The following is a 16,670-nucleotide window of genomic DNA, read 5'->3' on the forward strand; positions in this document are numbered from 1 at the left end:
AGGCCACCGGTGATCTGCGCGTCGTAGCCCTTGCTGCGCAGGTATTGCGCGGTGATTTCCGCCAGCAGTGTCTGTTCGGTGAACACCCGGGCGCCGAGGCGGATCAGGGGCTTTTCAGCGGCTTGGGCGAATCCTGCGAACAGCAGGACGCAGCCCAGTATCAAGCTCAACTTCTTCATAAACGATTTCCTTTATCCAGCCTGGCTTATGACGGGCGCAGACCGCGTTCCAACCAGAGGCGGCTGGCCAGTGTCACCAGGCCGTCGAGCAGCAACGCCAGCAAGGCGGTGCAGGCCGCGCCGAGCAACAGCTGCGGCTGGTTGTTCAAGGCAATGCCGGGGAAGATCAGGCTGCCGAGGCTGTTGGCGCCGATCAAGAACGCCAGCGGCGCGGTGCCGACGTTGATCGCCAGCGCCACGCGCACGCCGCCGATGATGATCGGCACGGCGTTGGGCAACTCGACTTTCCACAGCACCTGGCGCGGGGTCATGCCGATGCCGACGGCGGCTTCCTTGAGGGAGCCCTGGACGTTTTTCAGGCCTTCATAGGTGTTGCGCACGATGGGCAGCAACGAGGCGAGGAACAGGGCGAAGATGGCCGGCCCGCTGCCGATGCCCAGGATGCCCAGGGCGATGGCCAGTACGGCCAGGGGCGGTACGGTGTTACCGATGTTGAACACTTGCATGAAGCGTTCGGCGCGCCCGACCAGGCTGGGGCGGCTTAAGGCGATGCCGGCGGGTATGCCAACAATCAGGGCCGCCAGCATGGAGGCCAATACAAGCATCAGGTGCGCTTGCAGGTAAAACAGCAGGTCGTCGTGGTAGCGTTGGATCGTATCGATGCCGATCCAGTGGACCAACAGGGCCAGGAGAGCGACGACGACCGCCCCCCCGATAAGCCCTTTGCCATAGCGGATAGCCACAGGCGGACTCCTTTGTCTTTCAGTCGGCGCACGTCTTCCCGGGCGGCAAACCATCACTGGTTGCCGGGAAAACGTTCGCGAGAAGCAGCTCTTCGATGCCGGTAAAACGGCAGCCAAATCGAGCCATGAGCGCAGCCTCGTCAGGCTAACTTGCTGATTTTTCAGACCCTGACGAATAGCCGTAACAGGGTGGTGGACGCCTCCACGGGGCAAAAGGTTCCCATGCCAGGGAAGATCTGGCCACCCTGGCTGTGCTCAACGGTTCGGTTCCTGGCGCAAGTTGAGCTATAATCGCCGCCCTTTTTTGAATCACCTGCCAGGCGATTTCCCATGACCAAACAGGCCGCCGAAGTCGCGAAACGCCGCACTTTCGCCATTATTTCCCACCCCGATGCCGGTAAGACCACCATCACCGAGAAGCTCTTGCTGATGGGCAAGGCGATTGCGGTCGCCGGCACGGTGAAATCTCGCAAGTCCGACCGCCATGCCACCTCCGACTGGATGGAAATGGAAAAACAACGGGGTATTTCCATTACCACGTCGGTCATGCAGTTCCCGTATCGCGAGCACATGATCAACCTGCTCGACACCCCGGGCCACGAAGACTTCTCCGAAGACACCTACCGCACCCTGACGGCGGTGGACTCGGCCTTGATGGTTCTCGACGGCGGTAAGGGTGTAGAGCCACGGACCATTGCGCTGATGGACGTCTGCCGTCTGCGTGACACGCCGATCGTCAGCTTCATCAACAAACTCGACCGCGACATCCGCGACCCGATCGAACTGCTTGACGAGATCGAAGCGGTCCTGAAGATCAAGGCCGCGCCGATCACCTGGCCGATCGGTTGCTACCGCGACTTCAAGGGCGTGTATCACCTGGCTGACGACTACATCATCGTCTACACCGCTGGTCACGGTCACGAACGCACCGAAACCAGGATCATCGAGAAACTCGATTCCGACGAAGCCCGCGCACATCTGGGCGATGAGTACGAACGCTTCATTGAGCAACTGGAACTGGTGCAGGGCGCCTGCCACGAATTCAACCAGCAGGAATTCCTCGACGGTCAACTGACCCCGGTGTTTTTCGGTACCGCGTTGGGCAACTTCGGTGTCGATCACGTGCTCGATGCCGTTGTGGATTGGGCACCGCGTCCGCTGGCCCGTGTGGCCAACGAGCGCACCGTGGAGCCGGTGGAAGAGAAGTTCTCGGGCTTCATTTTCAAGATCCAGGCGAACATGGACCCGAAACACCGCGACCGCATCGCCTTCATGCGTATCTGCTCCGGCAAGTACGAGAAAGGCATGAAGATGCGCCACGTGCGCACCGGCAAGGACGTGCGCATCGGCGACGCCCTGACGTTCTTCTCCTCCGAGCGTGAACAGCTCGAAGAAGCGTACGCCGGCGACATCATCGGTCTGCACAACCACGGCACCATCCAGATCGGCGACACCTTCAGCGAAGGCGAAGTGCTGGGTTTCACCGGTATCCCGCACTTCGCCCCGGAACTGTTCCGTCGCGTGCGTCTGCGTGATCCGCTGAAGTCCAAGCAACTGCGTCAGGGCCTGCAGCAGTTGGCGGAAGAGGGGGCGACGCAGGTGTTCTTCCCCGAGCGCAGCAACGACATCATTCTCGGCGCCGTTGGTGTACTGCAGTTCGATGTGGTCGCCAGCCGTTTGAAGGAGGAATACAAGGTTGAGTGCTCGTATGAGCCGATCACTGTGTATTCCGCGCGCTGGATTGAGTGCGACGACAAGAAGAAGCTTGAGGAATTCTCCAACAAGGCGGTTGAGAACCTGGCGTTGGACGGCGGTGGTCATCTGACCTATCTGGCGCCGACGCGGGTTAACCTGGCGTTGATGGAAGAGCGTTGGCCGGATGTGAAATTCCGTGCGACGCGGGAGCATCATTAAGGTTTGAGGTGCTTTTTTGAAAGCCCCTGAGGTGTAAGCCTTGGGGGCTTTTTTATGGGCTGCCGGTTTTGGTTGAAGACTGCGATCCTGAAAAGCAAGGTCAACAGCTCGCAGCCCGCCGCAACTTTTACAACGGGTTGTAGGTGTTGAGTGCGCTGCTGGTGCGGCTCTCCATTGCGCTGACTTGGCAGGCTACGCGCCACATTTAGCTGTTTCGGTTATTGGAATTATTCGAAAGCAATCTGTGCGCCGATGGCATTTATTCCCGAGCTGCCGCGTCCTAAGTGGTGAGCCGGGCGTATCGCGACTAGATTTCACACGGTGCCAGTCCGGCAAAGCATGTCTTAGCGCAGCAGGATGGAGTCGGCCATGAAACGCAGATTGCTACGGATTTTGATGTTGTTGAAGGTGATGGTGATGCTGTCTCTGGGCACCGCGACGGCTTGGGCCGAGTGCGAGGGTCATGATTCGCAGGCCTTCAACGGCCAGGTCGGGCACAGCGGGCTGATGCTGGCCAAGTCCGAGTCGGAGCCTGGGGACATGAATCAGGGCGGCAGCGCCGATGACGACGACTCGACCAAGGATGAGCCGGATACCGATGATCTGGATGAAGAAGGCGATAGCCAAACGTAAATCACCGGGCAAAGAAAACCCCTTCGGCCTCGACTGATGCGCAATCGAGGTGGAAGGGGTTTGGTCAACTCTGGTTCAACGCAAAATCCCTTGTAGGAGCTGCGGAACGCTGCGATCTCTTGATCTTGATTCTGAATATCAAAAGATCGCAGCCTCGTTGCACTCGTCAGCTCCTACAGGTTTTGTGTCGGCCTCCGGATTTGCTTACGCCGCGCCATCGAGGAACTGCTCGGCGTAGTGGCAAGCCACCTGCCGGTTATCCAGTTCACGCAACAATGGCTCTTCCGTGCTGCAACGCTCGGTCGCGTACGGGCAGCGCTTGTGAAAGGCACAGCCCGGTGGCGGGTTCAGCGGGTTGGGCAGTTCGCCGACGATTTTGATTTTCGGCTTGTGCGGGTCTGGGTGAATGGTCGGGGTCGCTGACAACAGCGCTTGGGTGTAAGGGTGCAGCGGGCGCTCGTAGATGTCGTTTTTCGGACCCAGTTCCACCGGGCGACCGAGGTACATCACCATCACGTCATCGGCCACGTGTTGCACCACCGCGAGGTTGTGCGAGATGAACACGTAGGCGGTGTTGAACTCCTGCTGCAGGTCCATGAACAGGTTCAGCACCTGCGCCTGAATCGACACGTCCAGCGCCGAGGTCGGTTCGTCCGCCACCAGCACTTTCGGTTGCAGCATCATTGCCCGCGCCAGAGCGATACGCTGGCGCTGACCGCCGGAGAACATGTGCGGATAGCGCTGGTAATGCTCGGGCCGCAAGCCGACCTGCTTCATCATCGCCTGGACTTTCTCGCGACGTTCGGTGGCCGACAGCTTGGTGTTGATCAGCAACGGCTCGGCCAGTTGATCACCGATTTTCTGCCGTGGGTTCAACGACGCATACGGGCTCTGAAACACCATCTGCACGTCTTTGCGCAGTTGCTTGCGCTCGGCCTTGTCGGCGCCGGCGACTTCCTGGCCGGCGATCTGCAGCGAACCCGATGACGGCTCCTCAATCAGCGTCAGCGCGCGGGCGAGAGTGGATTTGCCGCAGCCCGACTCGCCTACAACCGCGAGGGTCTTGCCGGCTTCCAGTTCGAACGACACGCCGTTGAGCGCGCGCACGGTGGCGTGGCCCTTGAACAGGCCACGGGAGACTTCGTAGTGACGGGTCAGGTCGCGGGCGGTAAGTACGACGGCCATTACGCCACCTCCTGGTTCAGCGGGTAGAAGCAGCGGGCGAGGCTGTTGGCTTTTGGATCGAGGCCCGGACGCTGGGTGCGGCAGTTGTCCTGCACGTACGGGCAGCGCGGCGACAGCAGGCAACCCTGCGGACGGTCATAGCGGCCCGGAACGATGCCCGGCAGAGTCGACAAACGCGAGGCGCCGAGGCTGTGCTCGGGAATCGCCTTGAGCAGCGCTTCGCTGTACGGGTGCGCCGGGATGTCGAACAGTTGCGGCACCTGACCGACTTCAACGGCCTGGCCTGCGTACATCACACAGACGCGCTGGGCGGTTTCCGCCACGACCGCGAGGTCGTGGGTGATCAGCACCAGGCCCATGTTCTGTTCTTTCTGCAACGCCAGCAGCAGATCCATGATCTGCGCCTGAATCGTTACGTCGAGGGCCGTGGTCGGTTCGTCGGCGATCAACAGTTTCGGCTCGCCGGCAATCGCCATGGCGATCGCAACGCGCTGGCTCATACCGCCGGACAATTGATGCGGGTAGGCGTCCATACGACTGGCCGCACCCGGGATCTCGACTTTTTCCAGCAGTTCGATGGCACGCTTGCGCGCTTGCTTGCCGGACATTTTCAGGTGCAGGCGCAGCACTTCTTCGATCTGGAAACCGACGGTGTAGCTCGGGTTCAGCGCGGTCATCGGGTCTTGAAAAACCATCGACAGGTCTTTGCCGACGATTTGCCGACGCTGACGATTGCTCAGCTTGAGCATGTCCTTGCCGTCGAAGCTTAGTGAGTCGGCGGTAACGATGCCGGGGTGCTCGATCAGCCCCATCAGCGCCATCATGGTCACGGATTTGCCCGAACCCGACTCGCCAACGATGGCCAGCACTTCGCCTTTGTCGACCTTCAGATCGAGGCCGTCGACCACCGGGGTCGCGGTCTTGTCGCCGAAGCGGACGTTGAGATTCTTGATTTCTAGCAGTGACATTTGAATCTCCTCAGGCGGCGTTCTTGAGTTTCGGGTCCAGCGCATCGCGCAGGCCGTCGCCCATCAAGTTGATTGCCAGCACGCTGAGCAAAATGGTCAGACCAGGCAGACTTACCACCCACCAGGCGCGTTCGATATAGTCGCGGGCCGAGGCCAGCATGGTGCCCCACTCAGGGGTTGGCGGTTGTACGCCGAGACCGAGGAAGCCCAGTGCGGCGGCATCGAGAATCGCCGATGAAAAGCTCAGGGTCGCCTGCACGATCAGCGGCGCCATGCAGTTGGGCAGCACGGTGATGAACATCAGGCGCGGCAGACCGGCACCGGCCAGACGCGCGGCGGTGACGTAGTCGCGGTTCAGTTCGCCCATGACGGCGGCACGGGTCAGACGCACGTAGGACGGCAGGGAAACCACGGCAATCGCGATCACGGTGTTGATCAGGCCAGGGCCGAGGATGGCGACGATCGCCACGGCCAGCAGCAGCGACGGCAGGGCCAGCATGATGTCCATCAGACGCATGATGGTCGGGCCGACCACTTTCGGGAAGAAACCGGCAAACAGGCCCAGCAGGATCCCCGGAATCAACGACATCACCACCGACGACAAGCCGATCAGCAGCGACAGGCGCGAACCCTGGATCAGACGCGAGAGCAGGTCACGGCCGAGCTCGTCGGTGCCGAGCAGAAACTGCATCTGCCCGCCTTCGAGCCACGCCGGCGGCGTCAGCAGGAAGTCACGGTATTGCTCGCTCGGGTTGTGCGGCGCGACCCACGGCGCGAAGATCGCGCAGAAAATGATCAGCAGCATGAACAGCAGGCCGGCAACGGCGCCCTTGTTCTTCGAGAACGCTTGCCAGAATTCTTTGTACGGCGACGGGTACAGCAGGCTTTGATCCACGGCGGACGTGGCGGTGGCTACTGAGGATGTTGGAGTGCTCATGGGTATTGACCTCAGCGCTGATGACGGATGCGTGGGTTGGCAAAGCCGTAGAGGATGTCCACCACGAAGTTGACCAGGATCACCAGGCAGGCGATTAACAGGATGCCGTTTTGCACCACCGGATAGTCCCGGGCGCCGATGGCTTCGATCAGCCATTTACCGATGCCGGGCCAGGAGAAGATGGTTTCGGTCAGGACCGCACCGGCCAGCAAAGTACCGACTTGCAGACCTACAACCGTCAGCACCGGGATCAGCGCGTTGCGCAAACCGTGGACGAACACCACGCGCGACGGCGACAGGCCCTTGGCCTTGGCGGTGCGAATGTAGTCTTCGCGCAGCACTTCGAGCATCGACGAACGGGTCATCCGCGCGATCACCGCCAGCGGAATCGTGCCGAGCACGATGGCTGGAAGGATCAAGTGATGCAGGGCATCGAAGAACGCGCCGACGTCATCGGCCAGCAGCGTGTCGATCAGCATGAAACCGGTACGCGGCTCGATGTCGTAGAGCAGGTCGATGCGCCCGGACACCGGGGTCCAGCCCAGGCTTACCGAGAAGAACATGATCAGGATCAGGCCCCACCAGAAGATCGGCATCGAATACCCCGCCAAGGAGATGCCCATCACGCCGTGGTCGAACAGCGATCCTCGTTTGAGTGCCGCAATCACCCCGGCCAGAAGCCCGAGGATGCCGGCGAACAGCAGGGCGGCCATGGACAGTTCCAGGGTCGCCGGGAAGAGGGAGGTGAACTCGGTCCACACGCTTTCACGGGTACGCAACGACTCACCGAGATCGCCCTGGGCCAGTTTGCCGACGTAGTCCAGATACTGGGCATACAGCGGCTTGTTCAGCCCCAGGCGTTCCATTGCCTGAGCGTGCATTTCGGGGTCGACCCGACGTTCGCCCATCATCACTTCCACGGGGTCGCCCGGAATCATGCGAATCAACGCGAAAGTCAGCAAGGTGATGCCGAAAAACGTGGGGATCAACAACCCCAGTCGGCGGGCAATAAAACTAAACATCTTGTGTGGTACCTCATCAGCCGGTTAGGCGTGCCCGGTGTCCCCGAGATCAGGGGCACCGGGCGTTTCTTATCTACTTCACCTGGGTGGTGGCGAAGTTATTCGTGGTGAGAGGGCTGATGTGGTAGCCCTCTACATTTTTGCGCATTGCAGTGAACATCCGAGTATGGGCCATGCTGATCCATGGCTGGTCCTGATTAAACAGCACTTGGGCCTGTTCGTAGAGCGCGGCGCGTTCGGCCGGATCTACTTTAGCCCGTGCTTCATCCAGCAGTGCCTGGAATTTCTCATTGCACCAGCGTGCGTAGTTTTCGCCGTTCTTGGCGGCCTCGCAACTGAGCATAGGCGTCAGGAAGTTATCCGGGTCGCCGTTGTCGCCCGCCCATCCGGCCGAGACCATGTCGTGCTCGCCGGCCTTGGCGCGCTTGAGCATTTCGCCCCATTCCATCACGCGGATGTCGATCTTGATTCCGACTTTCGCCAGGTCAGCCTGCATCATCTGCGCGCCGAGCATCGGGTTGGGGTTGGTCGGACCGCCGCCGTTGCGGGTGAACAGGGTGAACGTGGTGCCTTCCGGAACCCCGGCTTCCTTGAGCAGCTTGCGTGCTGCATCGAGGTCGCGTGGCGGGTTCTTCAAGTCATGGTTGTAGCCGAGCAGGGTCGGCGGGTACGGGTTGACTGCCACTGTCGCATTGCCTTTGCCAAACAGGGCATTGACGTAGGCTTCCTTGTCGAAGGCGATGTCGATGGCTTTGCGCACGCGCACGTCGCTCATGTACTTGTGCTGGGTGTTCATGGCGATGTACGAAACGGTCATCGCGTCCAGCTCGTCGACTTTCAGGTTGCTGTCTTTCTTGATGCTCGGGATGTCATCCGGTTTCGGATACAGCGCGACCTGACATTCGTTGGCCTTGAGCTTTTGCAGGCGCACGTTGTTGTCGGTGGCGATGGCCAGGATCAGCGCGTCGGCCGGTGGCTTGCCACGGAAGTAGTCCGGGTTGGCCTTGAAGCGCACCTGCGCATCCTTGGCGTAGCGCTGGAAGATGAACGGGCCGGTGCCGATCGGCTTGTTGTTCAGATCGCCGGTCTTGTTGGCCTTGAGCAACTGGTCGGCGTATTCGGCCGGGTAGATCGACGAGAACGCCATGGCGATGTCGGCCAGGAATGGCGCTTCGCGACGGGTCAGGGTGAATTTGACCGTGTTGTCGTCGACTTTCTCGACGCTTTTCAACAGTTCCTTGAAGCCCATGCTTTCAAAGTACGGGAAGCCCACGCTCGACAGCTTGTGCCACGGGTGATTCGGGTCCAGCTGACGCTGGAAGCTCCAGACCACGTCGTCGGCATTCATGTCGCGGGTCGGCTTGAAGTATTCGGTGGTGTGAAACTTGACGCCTTTGCGCAGGTGGAACGTGTAGCTCAGGCCGTCTTCGCTGATGTCCCAGGACTCGGCGAGTGCCGGGATCACCTCGGTGGTGCCGGGCTTGAAGTCGGCCAACCGGTTGAAGATGGTTTCGGCCACAGCATCTGCCGTGACTGCAGTTGTGTACTGGACCATATCGAAGCCTTCCGGGCTGGCTTCGGTGCAGACCACCAAGGGTTTGGCCGAGGCGCCGACAGCGACGCTCAGCAACGCAGCCGCGAGGGCCGCACGTAGGGGAAGCATTTTCATCGATAACCCTCTGCAATCGGTTGAAGACAGAAAAAACCGAACGGCCGACTCATCATGAGTCAGCCGCCGGTTGGCGTTTTTACAGAATGTTGAACGGGATGGTGGTTACGAGACGGAACTCGTTGATGCTGCCGTCAGCCTGGTTTTCGCTGGCACGGTGCGCGGTGTAGGTGCCGCGAATCGTTGTCGCTTTGAGCGGGCCGCTCTGTACTGCGTAGGTCGCACCGACGCCGTATTCATAGTGGTGCTCGCCGTCCATCGCCTGCACGCCATCATAGCCGCCACCCTTGTAGTGAGTGCCGTCGATGCCCCAGCCGCGTGCCTGGTAGATATTGAATTTCAGGCCCGGCACGCCGTATTCGGCCATGTTGATGCCGTAGGAAACCTGGAAGGATTTCTCGTTCGGGCCGTTGAAGTCCGAGAGCAGGGAGTTGGCCAGGTAGATACCGTTGGTTTCGTGCAGGTAGTCGAAGTACTCGTTACCGTTCACTTCCTGATAGGAGAAGGTCACGGTGTGCGCCTGATGCGTCAGGCCGAACGACAGCGAGTAGGTGTCGTTGTCGATGTCACCGAGCAGTTTTTTGCCTTCGTCGACGGTCTTGTAGTAGTTCAGGCCGGTGGTCAGGCTCAGCACCGAGCTGTCGCCCAACACGTGGGTGGCGCCGAAGTAGTACTGGTTCCACAGGTCTTCAGCCTGGGTGCCCCACAGGCTGGTGGTCAGGCTGGCGAACGGCTGGTACGAAATACCGGCGGTGTTGACGTGATCGGCTTCGGCGTTGATGTCACCGTATTCGGAGCGGAATTTGCTCAGGCTTTCTTCGGTACGTGGCGAAACGCGGTCGAAGGTCGCGACGTCGAACGCCAGGTTATTCAGCTCTTCGCTATGGATCGCGATACCTTCGAAGCTCGATGGCAGCGGACGGTTACCGATCACATCGACTTGCGGGCTGCTGAAGTTCATGCGGCCGGCGGTCAGAGTGGTGTTGGAGATGCGCGCCTTGACGTTGGCCAGGCCGAGCTTGCTCCACTGACCTACCGCGTCACCGCCTTCACGGGTCAGGGTACGGTTGTTGCCCGCGCCTGGGCGGGTGCCCGGAGCGCCGCCGTTGTTCGCAGCGAGGTTCTCGCGGTCGCGCTCAAGGGCGATTGCGTTGTATGCAGCCACTTCGGTGCTGAAGCCGACAGTACCTTCGGTGAAGCCCGAGTTGTACTTGATGATCGTGCCTTGCACCCAGTTGATCCGGCGGTCGGTTTCGGTGGACTGGCCGTTCTTGCGGTAAGCGAACTTGCCGCCACGCTTGAGTTGTTCGTTGGCGTACCAGTTACGGGTCGAACCGCTGATCGATTGCCCTTCGAGGAAGCCGGTGGCTTCGGCCTGGGCGCTCTTTTCATTGACGGTTACCGGGGTGAACGCCTGGCTTTGGGTTTCCGCATAAGCCGTGGCGGTGATGCTGCTGATGGCCAGGGCCAGTATCGCGGTGCTGCTCAGTTTCATGGGTGAAGCTCCTTTACTTTCTTTTTATCCGGCTTTTTTTGGTAGTCCGGTTATTGGTTTAGAACTTGTTCACACATCGCAAACGTTTGCAAAGGGCCGGGTTGGCGAATTTCGGCAAAGCGCTTGCGTGAGGGGAGTAGACGGTTCCCCTCAGCATTGCGGCTGATCGGTGGGTTTAATCGATACTGACACCCGAGAACACGTTGCGGCCGAACGGGCTGACCTTGAACCCTTCGACTTTGGTGCTCAACGGCTGGTTGACCGTCGAGTGGGCGACAGGCGTGATCGGCACTTGCTGTTTAAGCAATTGCTGGGCCTGTTTATAAAGTGCAGTGCGCTGGTCGCGGTCAGTGACGACCTTGGCCTGTTTGATCAGCTTGTCGTAAGCCGGATCGCACCACATGGAGTAGTTGTTGCCGCCGATCGCGTCGCAGCTGTACAGGGTGCCCAGCCAGTTGTCCGGGTCACCGTTGTCGCCAGTCCAGCCGATCAGGCTGATGTCATGCTCGCCGTTCTTGGTGCGCTTGATGTACTCGCCCCATTCGTAGCTGACGATCTTCACTTTCAGACCGATTTTGCCCCAGTCGGACTGGAGCATTTCGGCCATCAGTTTGGCGTTCGGGTTGTACGGGCGTTGCACCGGCATCGCCCACAGGGTGATCTCGGTGCCTTCCTTCACGCCGGCAGCCTTGAGCAGCTCTTTGGCTTTTTCCGGGTTGTAGGCGGCGTCCTTGATCGTGTCGTCATAAGACCACTGGGTCGGCGGCATGGCGTTGACGGCCAGTTGCCCGGCGCCTTGATAAACAGCGTTGAGAATCCCCTGTTTATTCACCGCCATGTCCAGCGCCTGACGCACTTCCAGTTGATCGAACGGCTTATGGCGCACGTTGTAGGCGATGTAGCCGAGGTTGAAGCCCGGCTTGGAAATCAATTGCAGCTTCGGATCGGTCTTCAGCGCTTCGACGTCGGCAGGGCGCGGGTGCAGGGTGATCTGGCACTCGTTGGCCTTGAGCTTCTGCACGCGCACCGAGGCATCGGTGTTGATCGCAAATATGAGGTTCTTCAGCTTCACCCGGCTCGGATCCCAGTATTGCGGGTTGCCGGTGTAACGGATATTCGAGTCTTTCTGATAACTCTTGAACACGAACGGCCCGGTGCCGATCGGCTTCTGGTTGATGTCGCTGGGCTTGCCGTCGGCCAGCAGCTTGTCGGCGTATTCGGCGGACAGAATGGAGGCGAAGCTCATGGCGATGTTCTGGATGAACGCGGCGTCGACGCTGTTGAGCGTGAACTCCACGGTCAGCGGCCCGGTCTTCTCGACCCTGGCGATGTTCTTGTTCAGGCTCATCCCGTTGAAGTAGGGAAACTCGGTGGGATACGCCTTACGGAACGGGTGCTGTGCATCGAGCATGCGGTTGAACGTGAACAGCACGTCATCGGCGTTGAAATCGCGGCTCGGCTTGAAGTAAGGGGTTGTATGAAACTTCACGCCTTCACGCAGGTGAAAGGTGTATTTCAGGCCATCCTCGGAAATATCCCAGCTCGTTGCCAGACCGGGCACGACGTTGGTCGCGCCTTTTTCGAACTCGACCAGACGGTTGTACAGCGGCTCGGCGGCGTCGTTGTCGGTGGCCGTCGTGTATTGCGCGGTATCGAAACCCGCCGGGCTGCCTTCAGAGCAAAACACCAGGCTGTCGCTGGCGGCGTAGCTTGCAGACGTGGCGGCCAACAGGCCGGCGCCCAGCAGTGCGGAAAAAACCAAGGTATGGCGCATGACGCTCCCTCTTTTTTTAGTGTTGTGCAATGCGCCTCGGTCCCAATCCCGGGACGTTTCGGTCGCATTAAGCTCAATCCAATACGTACGGCAAAACCGGTGGCCCACGCAGACACTGGTCAGTACACGACGGTAGGCACCGTGCTGCTGGCAGTAAATACGTAATTGCCTTGATGCTCGTAGGAAAAGTCGACGCGCCTATACCGATGCAATCATCTGCGGCGGATTTGGGTGTAGTCCTTTTCCTGTTTTCCCGGTAGATAAAGCAACGGCGACGTCAGAAACGCCGCCGTTGCAATGTCTTACTTGCTGACGCTGACGCCGTAGAAGGAATTCAGGCCAAATGGGCTGATCTTGAAATCCTGCACGTTGGCGCGCATGGGTTGATACACCGTCGAGTGAGCGATAGGTGTCATAGGGACTGCATCTTTGAGGACGTGTTGCGCCTGTTTGTACAGCTCGGTGCGCTTGCCCTGATCGGTGGTACGTTTGGCTTCTTTCACCAGGCCGTCGAACTTCTTGTCGCACCACTTGGAGAAGTTGTTGCCGCTCAGCGAGTCGCAGCCAAACAATACGTTGAGCCAGTTGTCCGGGTCACCATTGTCACCGCTCCAGCCAATGATCATGGCCTGGTTCTCGCCACCTTTGGAACGCTTGATGTACTCGCCCCATTCGTAGCTGGTGATCTTCACTTTCAAGCCGATCTTGGACCAGTCGGACTGGAGCATCTCAGCCATCAGTTTGGCGTTCGGGTTGTACGGACGCTGTACCGGCATCGCCCACAGGACGATTTCGGTGCCTTCCTTGACGCCGGCTTCCTTGAGCAGCTGTTTGGCTTTCTCAGGATCGTACTTGGCATCTTTGATAGTGGTGTCGTAAGACCACTGGGTCGGCGGCATGGCGTTGACGGCCAGTTGGCCCGCGCCCTGGTAAACCGAGTCGATGATCTGCGGTTTGTTCACGGCCATGTCCAGCGCCTGACGCACGCGCAGGTCAGCCAGCGGGTTGGCCTCGTTGCTGCCCTTGACCTTGTCCATCACGTTGTAGGCGATGTAGCCAAGGTTGAAGCCTGCCTGATCCGGCATCTTCAGCGACTTGTCTTCTTTCAGCGCTTTCAGATCGGCCGGACGCGGGAACAGGGTGACCTGACACTCGTTCTTTTTCAGCTTCTGGATACGCACCGACGGATCGGTGGTGATAGCGAAGATCAGGTTGTCGATCTTCACGTCTTCAGGCTTCCAGTAATCCTTGTTGCCGGTGTAACGGATGTTGGAGTCTTTCTGGTAGCTCTTGAACACGAAGGGGCCAGTGCCGACCGGCTTCTGGTTGATGTCGGCGGCCTTGCCTTCCTTGAGCAGCTGGGCGGCGTACTCGGCGGACTGCACCGAAGCGAAGCTCATGGCCATGTTCTGGATGAACGCAGCGTCGACTTCTTTGAGGGTGAACTTGACGGTATGGTCGTCGACTTTATCGATCTGGGTGATGTTGGTGTCCATCCCCATGTCGGTGAAGTACGGGAATTCGGTCGGGTAGGCCTTACGGAACGGGTCGTCCTTGTTGATCATGCGGTTGAAAGTAAACAGCACGTCGTCGGCGTTGAATTCACGAGTCGGCTTGAAATACGGGGTGGTGTGGAACTTCACGCCTTCACGCAGGTGGAAGGTGTAGGTCAGGCCATCGTCGGAAATGTCCCACTTGGTCGCCAGACCAGGAATCACGGCGGTGCCGCCGCGCTCGAACTGGGTCAGGCGGTTGAACATGGTTTCGGCTGAGGCGTCGAAGTCGGTTCCGGTGGTGTACTGGCCTGGATCGAAACCGGCCGGGCTCCCTTCGGAGCAGAACACCAGGTTAGTCGCAGCGGTGGCGAAAGGTGCGGAGGCTAACAAGCCTGCGCCGACTAGAAACGGAATGACCGCGTGTTTAAGCATGTTGGCCTCATGATTTGTTGTCATTTTTTAGTTGTGAGGTACGACCTCGTGAGTCGTGCCTGCGGATACTTATGCAGGGCCCATACCCAATGCAAGATCCAGAGCGGTCGGCGGCCTCAAACGGTGGCACGAACGTACCTTAATGTCGCATTGATGTAAGTTCTGACGCATTTGACCGTTTGCGGGTGGTTTTCAAGGTGCAAACCGAGCCCCAAAACAGTGCGGCAGTCACCTTCTGCGCGCCGCCTTGGGGCCGGGTGTTACTTATTTATACCTACGCCATAAAAGGGGGTTAGACCGAAAGGGCTGATGCGAAAGTCGCTGACTTCTTTGCGCAGCGGCTGGAAGACTGTGGAGTTGGCGATCGGCGTGATCGGCACCTGCTGTTTAAGTATCAATTGCGCCTGTTGATACAGTTTTACCCGTTGCGCTTTATCCGTGGCCACTTTGGCCTGCTGCACCAGTCTGTCGTAGGCGGAGTCGCACCATTTCGCATAGTTGCTGCCTTTGACTGCCGCGCAGCTGTAAAGCACGCCCAGCCAGTTGTCCGGGTCGCCGTTGTCGCCGGTCCAGCCGTAGATCATGGCGTCATGTTCACCATTCTTGGCGCGCTTGATGTACTCGCCCCATTCATAGCTGACGATGTTGGCCTTGATGCCGATCTTGTCCCAGTCCTGCTGGATCATCTGCGCCGACATTCGCGCGTTCGGGTTCGAGGCGCGCTGCACTGTCATCGCCCACAGATTGATGGTTGTACCGGGTGCAACCCCGGCTTCCTTGAGTAGCGCTTTGGCTTTTACCGGGTCGTAAGGCGCGTCTTTGATGTTCGGGTCATATGACCATTGCGCGGGTGGCAAAGCATTCTGCGCCAGCTGACCGGCGCCCTGGTAAACCGCCTTGATGATCGCCGGTTTGTCGATGGCCATGTCCAGCGCCTGACGCACCTTGAGCTGATCAAGCGGCGCGTGGGTGGTGTTGTAGGCGAGGAAGCCGAGGTTGAATCCGGCCTGTTTAAGCACGCGCAGGTTCGGGTCTTTTTCCATGACGTCGATATCGGCCGGGCGCGGGTAGCCGCTGACCTGGCATTCGCCGGCCTTGAGCTTCTGCAGGCGCACGGCGGCATCGGGTGTGATCGAGAAAATCAGGTTGTCGATTTTCACGTCTTCGGGTTTCCAGTAGGCCTTGTTCGCTGCGTAGCGGATCTGTGAATCCTTTTGGTAGCGCTTGAACACGAACGGGCCGGTGCCGACCGGTTTCTGGTTGAGGTCGGCGGCTTTGCCTTCCTTCAGCAATTGCGCAGCGTATTCGGCTGATTGCACCGAGGCGAAGCTCATGGCGAGGTTTTGTACGAAGGCCGCGTCGACATTGTTGAGGTTGAGGCGCACGGTGCTCTCGTCGAGTTTTTCCACCGATTGGATCGTGGTGTTGAGGCCCATGTCGGTGAAATAGGGGGACTCGGCGGGGTAGGCCTTGCGGAAGGCGTTGTCCGGGTCGAGCAGGCGCTGAAAGGTGAACAGGACGTCGTCGGCGTTGAAGTCGCGGGTCGGGGTGAAATAGTCAGTGGTGTGGAATTTCACGCCTTCGCGCAGGTGGAAGGTGTAGTGCAGGCCGTCGCTGGAGACGTCCCATTTGGTCGCCAGCCCGGGTTCGATGTCGGTGCCGCCGCGCTGGAATTGAGTGAGGCGGTTGAAGACGGTTTCGGCGGAGGCGTCGAAGTCGGTGCCGCTGGTGTATTGGCTCGGGTCGAAGCCGGCGGGGCTGGCTTCAGAGCAGTAGACGAGGGTTGTGGCGGCGTTTGCCAGCGGGGCGGTTGTGGCCAGGGCCAGGGAGATCAAGAGCGGTTTGAGGGTAGATCTTGGCATGGAGTCCCCGGGGGAAATTGACGGTGGTTATCCTTTCAGGGTAGCTGGGGTTTGGGGGGCTTCGGAAATATCGTTTTTCTCGGGGGAGTGTCTATCTCGGTATATCTGAGCTTTTTTTGATTGGGGGCATATCCGTTGCTGCGGTAACGGCGGCTTAGGGTTTCGCCCTTACGGCGACTCACTTTTTTTACAAACGCCTAAAAAAAGTAAGCAAAAAAACGCTTGCTCCTGCGTTCGGCCCTCGCAGGCTCGGGTTCCTTCGCTGCGGGATCGATCCGGGCGCAGCGGCTCCGGTTTGCTTCGCTGCACCTACACTCGCTGTGTTTGGCTGCGCCAAACGGTCGCTGCGCTCCCACCCCCG

12 protein-coding genes and 1 pseudogene are annotated in these 16,670 nt (G+C 59.5%); 2 read left to right on the forward strand and 11 right to left on the reverse strand.

Annotation, left to right across the window (positions count from 1 at the left end; all coding sequences use genetic code 11):
* Window positions 1-179 (reverse strand): annotated as a pseudogene (locus VNV36_RS02020) (glycine/betaine ABC transporter substrate-binding protein); the annotation flags it as partial.
* Window positions 180-205: 26 nt separating this feature from the next.
* On the reverse strand, window positions 206-922 hold the full coding sequence (locus VNV36_RS02025) for an ABC transporter permease (RefSeq protein WP_134922816.1): 717 nt from the start codon (window positions 920-922) through the stop codon (window positions 206-208).
* Window positions 923-1,252: 330 nt separating this feature from the next.
* Here VNV36_RS02025 and VNV36_RS02030 point away from each other — a divergent pair, with 330 nt between their 5' ends.
* Entirely contained in the window at window positions 1,253-2,836 is a 1,584-nt protein-coding gene (locus VNV36_RS02030; RefSeq protein ID WP_325715747.1) for a peptide chain release factor 3, read from the forward strand.
* Window positions 2,837-3,205: 369 nt separating this feature from the next.
* Window positions 3,206-3,469 (forward strand): hypothetical protein, encoded by a 264-nt coding sequence (locus tag VNV36_RS02035; RefSeq protein WP_325715748.1) that lies wholly within the window; start codon window positions 3,206-3,208, stop codon window positions 3,467-3,469.
* Window positions 3,470-3,673: 204 nt separating this feature from the next.
* Here the strand turns inward: VNV36_RS02035 and VNV36_RS02040 are convergent, their stop codons facing one another.
* The 9 genes from VNV36_RS02040 to VNV36_RS02080 form a co-directional block, all read right to left on the reverse strand.
* On the reverse strand, window positions 3,674-4,654 hold the full coding sequence (locus tag VNV36_RS02040; protein ID WP_042608794.1) for a peptide ABC transporter ATP-binding protein: 981 nt from the start codon (window positions 4,652-4,654) through the stop codon (window positions 3,674-3,676).
* Window positions 4,654-5,622 (reverse strand): ABC transporter ATP-binding protein, encoded by a 969-nt coding sequence (locus tag VNV36_RS02045; protein WP_016771722.1) that lies wholly within the window; start codon window positions 5,620-5,622, stop codon window positions 4,654-4,656. Before VNV36_RS02045 ends, VNV36_RS02040 begins: the two co-directional genes overlap by 1 nt.
* Before the next feature lie 10 nt (window positions 5,623-5,632).
* Complete coding sequence (locus VNV36_RS02050; RefSeq protein ID WP_016771721.1) at window positions 5,633-6,559, reverse strand: ABC transporter permease subunit; 927 nt, start codon at window positions 6,557-6,559, stop codon at window positions 5,633-5,635.
* A gap of 11 nt (window positions 6,560-6,570) precedes the next feature.
* Window positions 6,571-7,581, reverse strand: a complete 1,011-nt coding sequence (locus tag VNV36_RS02055) for an ABC transporter permease subunit (protein ID WP_325715752.1) — start codon at window positions 7,579-7,581, stop codon at window positions 6,571-6,573.
* A 73-nt stretch (window positions 7,582-7,654) separates the two neighbouring features.
* Entirely contained in the window at window positions 7,655-9,250 is a 1,596-nt protein-coding gene (locus tag VNV36_RS02060; protein ID WP_325715754.1) for an ABC transporter substrate-binding protein, read from the reverse strand.
* Window positions 9,251-9,329: 79 nt separating this feature from the next.
* A complete protein-coding gene (locus tag VNV36_RS02065; protein ID WP_130000134.1) occupies window positions 9,330-10,745 on the reverse strand; it encodes an OprD family porin in 1,416 nt (471 codons plus the stop codon).
* Window positions 10,746-10,920: 175 nt separating this feature from the next.
* Entirely contained in the window at window positions 10,921-12,519 is a 1,599-nt protein-coding gene (locus VNV36_RS02070; RefSeq protein WP_325715758.1) for an ABC transporter substrate-binding protein, read from the reverse strand.
* Between the two features lie 302 nt (window positions 12,520-12,821).
* On the reverse strand, window positions 12,822-14,447 hold the full coding sequence (locus tag VNV36_RS02075) for an ABC transporter substrate-binding protein (RefSeq protein ID WP_325715760.1): 1,626 nt from the start codon (window positions 14,445-14,447) through the stop codon (window positions 12,822-12,824).
* Window positions 14,448-14,707: 260 nt separating this feature from the next.
* Window positions 14,708-16,309, reverse strand: a complete 1,602-nt coding sequence (locus tag VNV36_RS02080; RefSeq protein ID WP_325715763.1) for an ABC transporter substrate-binding protein — start codon at window positions 16,307-16,309, stop codon at window positions 14,708-14,710.
* Window positions 16,310-16,670 lie beyond the last annotated feature (361 nt).

This window comes from Pseudomonas sp. (assembly GCF_035554175.1).
Classification (GTDB): domain Bacteria; phylum Pseudomonadota; class Gammaproteobacteria; order Pseudomonadales; family Pseudomonadaceae; genus Aquipseudomonas.

Excerpts from the sequence above, each read along its gene's own strand:
- VNV36_RS02050 (WP_016771721.1), bottom strand. The coding sequence starts at position 6,559 with ATGAGCACTCCAACATCCTCAGTAGCCACCGCCACGTCCGCCGTGGAT.
- VNV36_RS02070 (WP_325715758.1), bottom strand. The coding sequence starts at position 12,519 with ATGCGCCATACCTTGGTTTTTTCCGCACTGCTGGGCGCCGGCCTGTTG.
- VNV36_RS02065 (WP_130000134.1), bottom strand. The coding sequence starts at position 10,745 with ATGAAACTGAGCAGCACCGCGATACTGGCCCTGGCCATCAGCAGCATC.
- VNV36_RS02030 (WP_325715747.1), top strand. The coding sequence starts at position 1,253 with ATGACCAAACAGGCCGCCGAAGTCGCGAAACGCCGCACTTTCGCCATT.
- VNV36_RS02080 (WP_325715763.1), bottom strand. The coding sequence starts at position 16,309 with ATGCCAAGATCTACCCTCAAACCGCTCTTGATCTCCCTGGCCCTGGCC.
- VNV36_RS02035 (WP_325715748.1), top strand. The coding sequence starts at position 3,206 with ATGAAACGCAGATTGCTACGGATTTTGATGTTGTTGAAGGTGATGGTG.
- VNV36_RS02060 (WP_325715754.1), bottom strand. The coding sequence starts at position 9,250 with ATGAAAATGCTTCCCCTACGTGCGGCCCTCGCGGCTGCGTTGCTGAGC.
- VNV36_RS02045 (WP_016771722.1), bottom strand. The coding sequence starts at position 5,622 with ATGTCACTGCTAGAAATCAAGAATCTCAACGTCCGCTTCGGCGACAAG.
- VNV36_RS02075 (WP_325715760.1), bottom strand. The coding sequence starts at position 14,447 with ATGCTTAAACACGCGGTCATTCCGTTTCTAGTCGGCGCAGGCTTGTTA.
- VNV36_RS02040 (WP_042608794.1), bottom strand. The coding sequence starts at position 4,654 with ATGGCCGTCGTACTTACCGCCCGCGACCTGACCCGTCACTACGAAGTC.
- VNV36_RS02055 (WP_325715752.1), bottom strand. The coding sequence starts at position 7,581 with ATGTTTAGTTTTATTGCCCGCCGACTGGGGTTGTTGATCCCCACGTTT.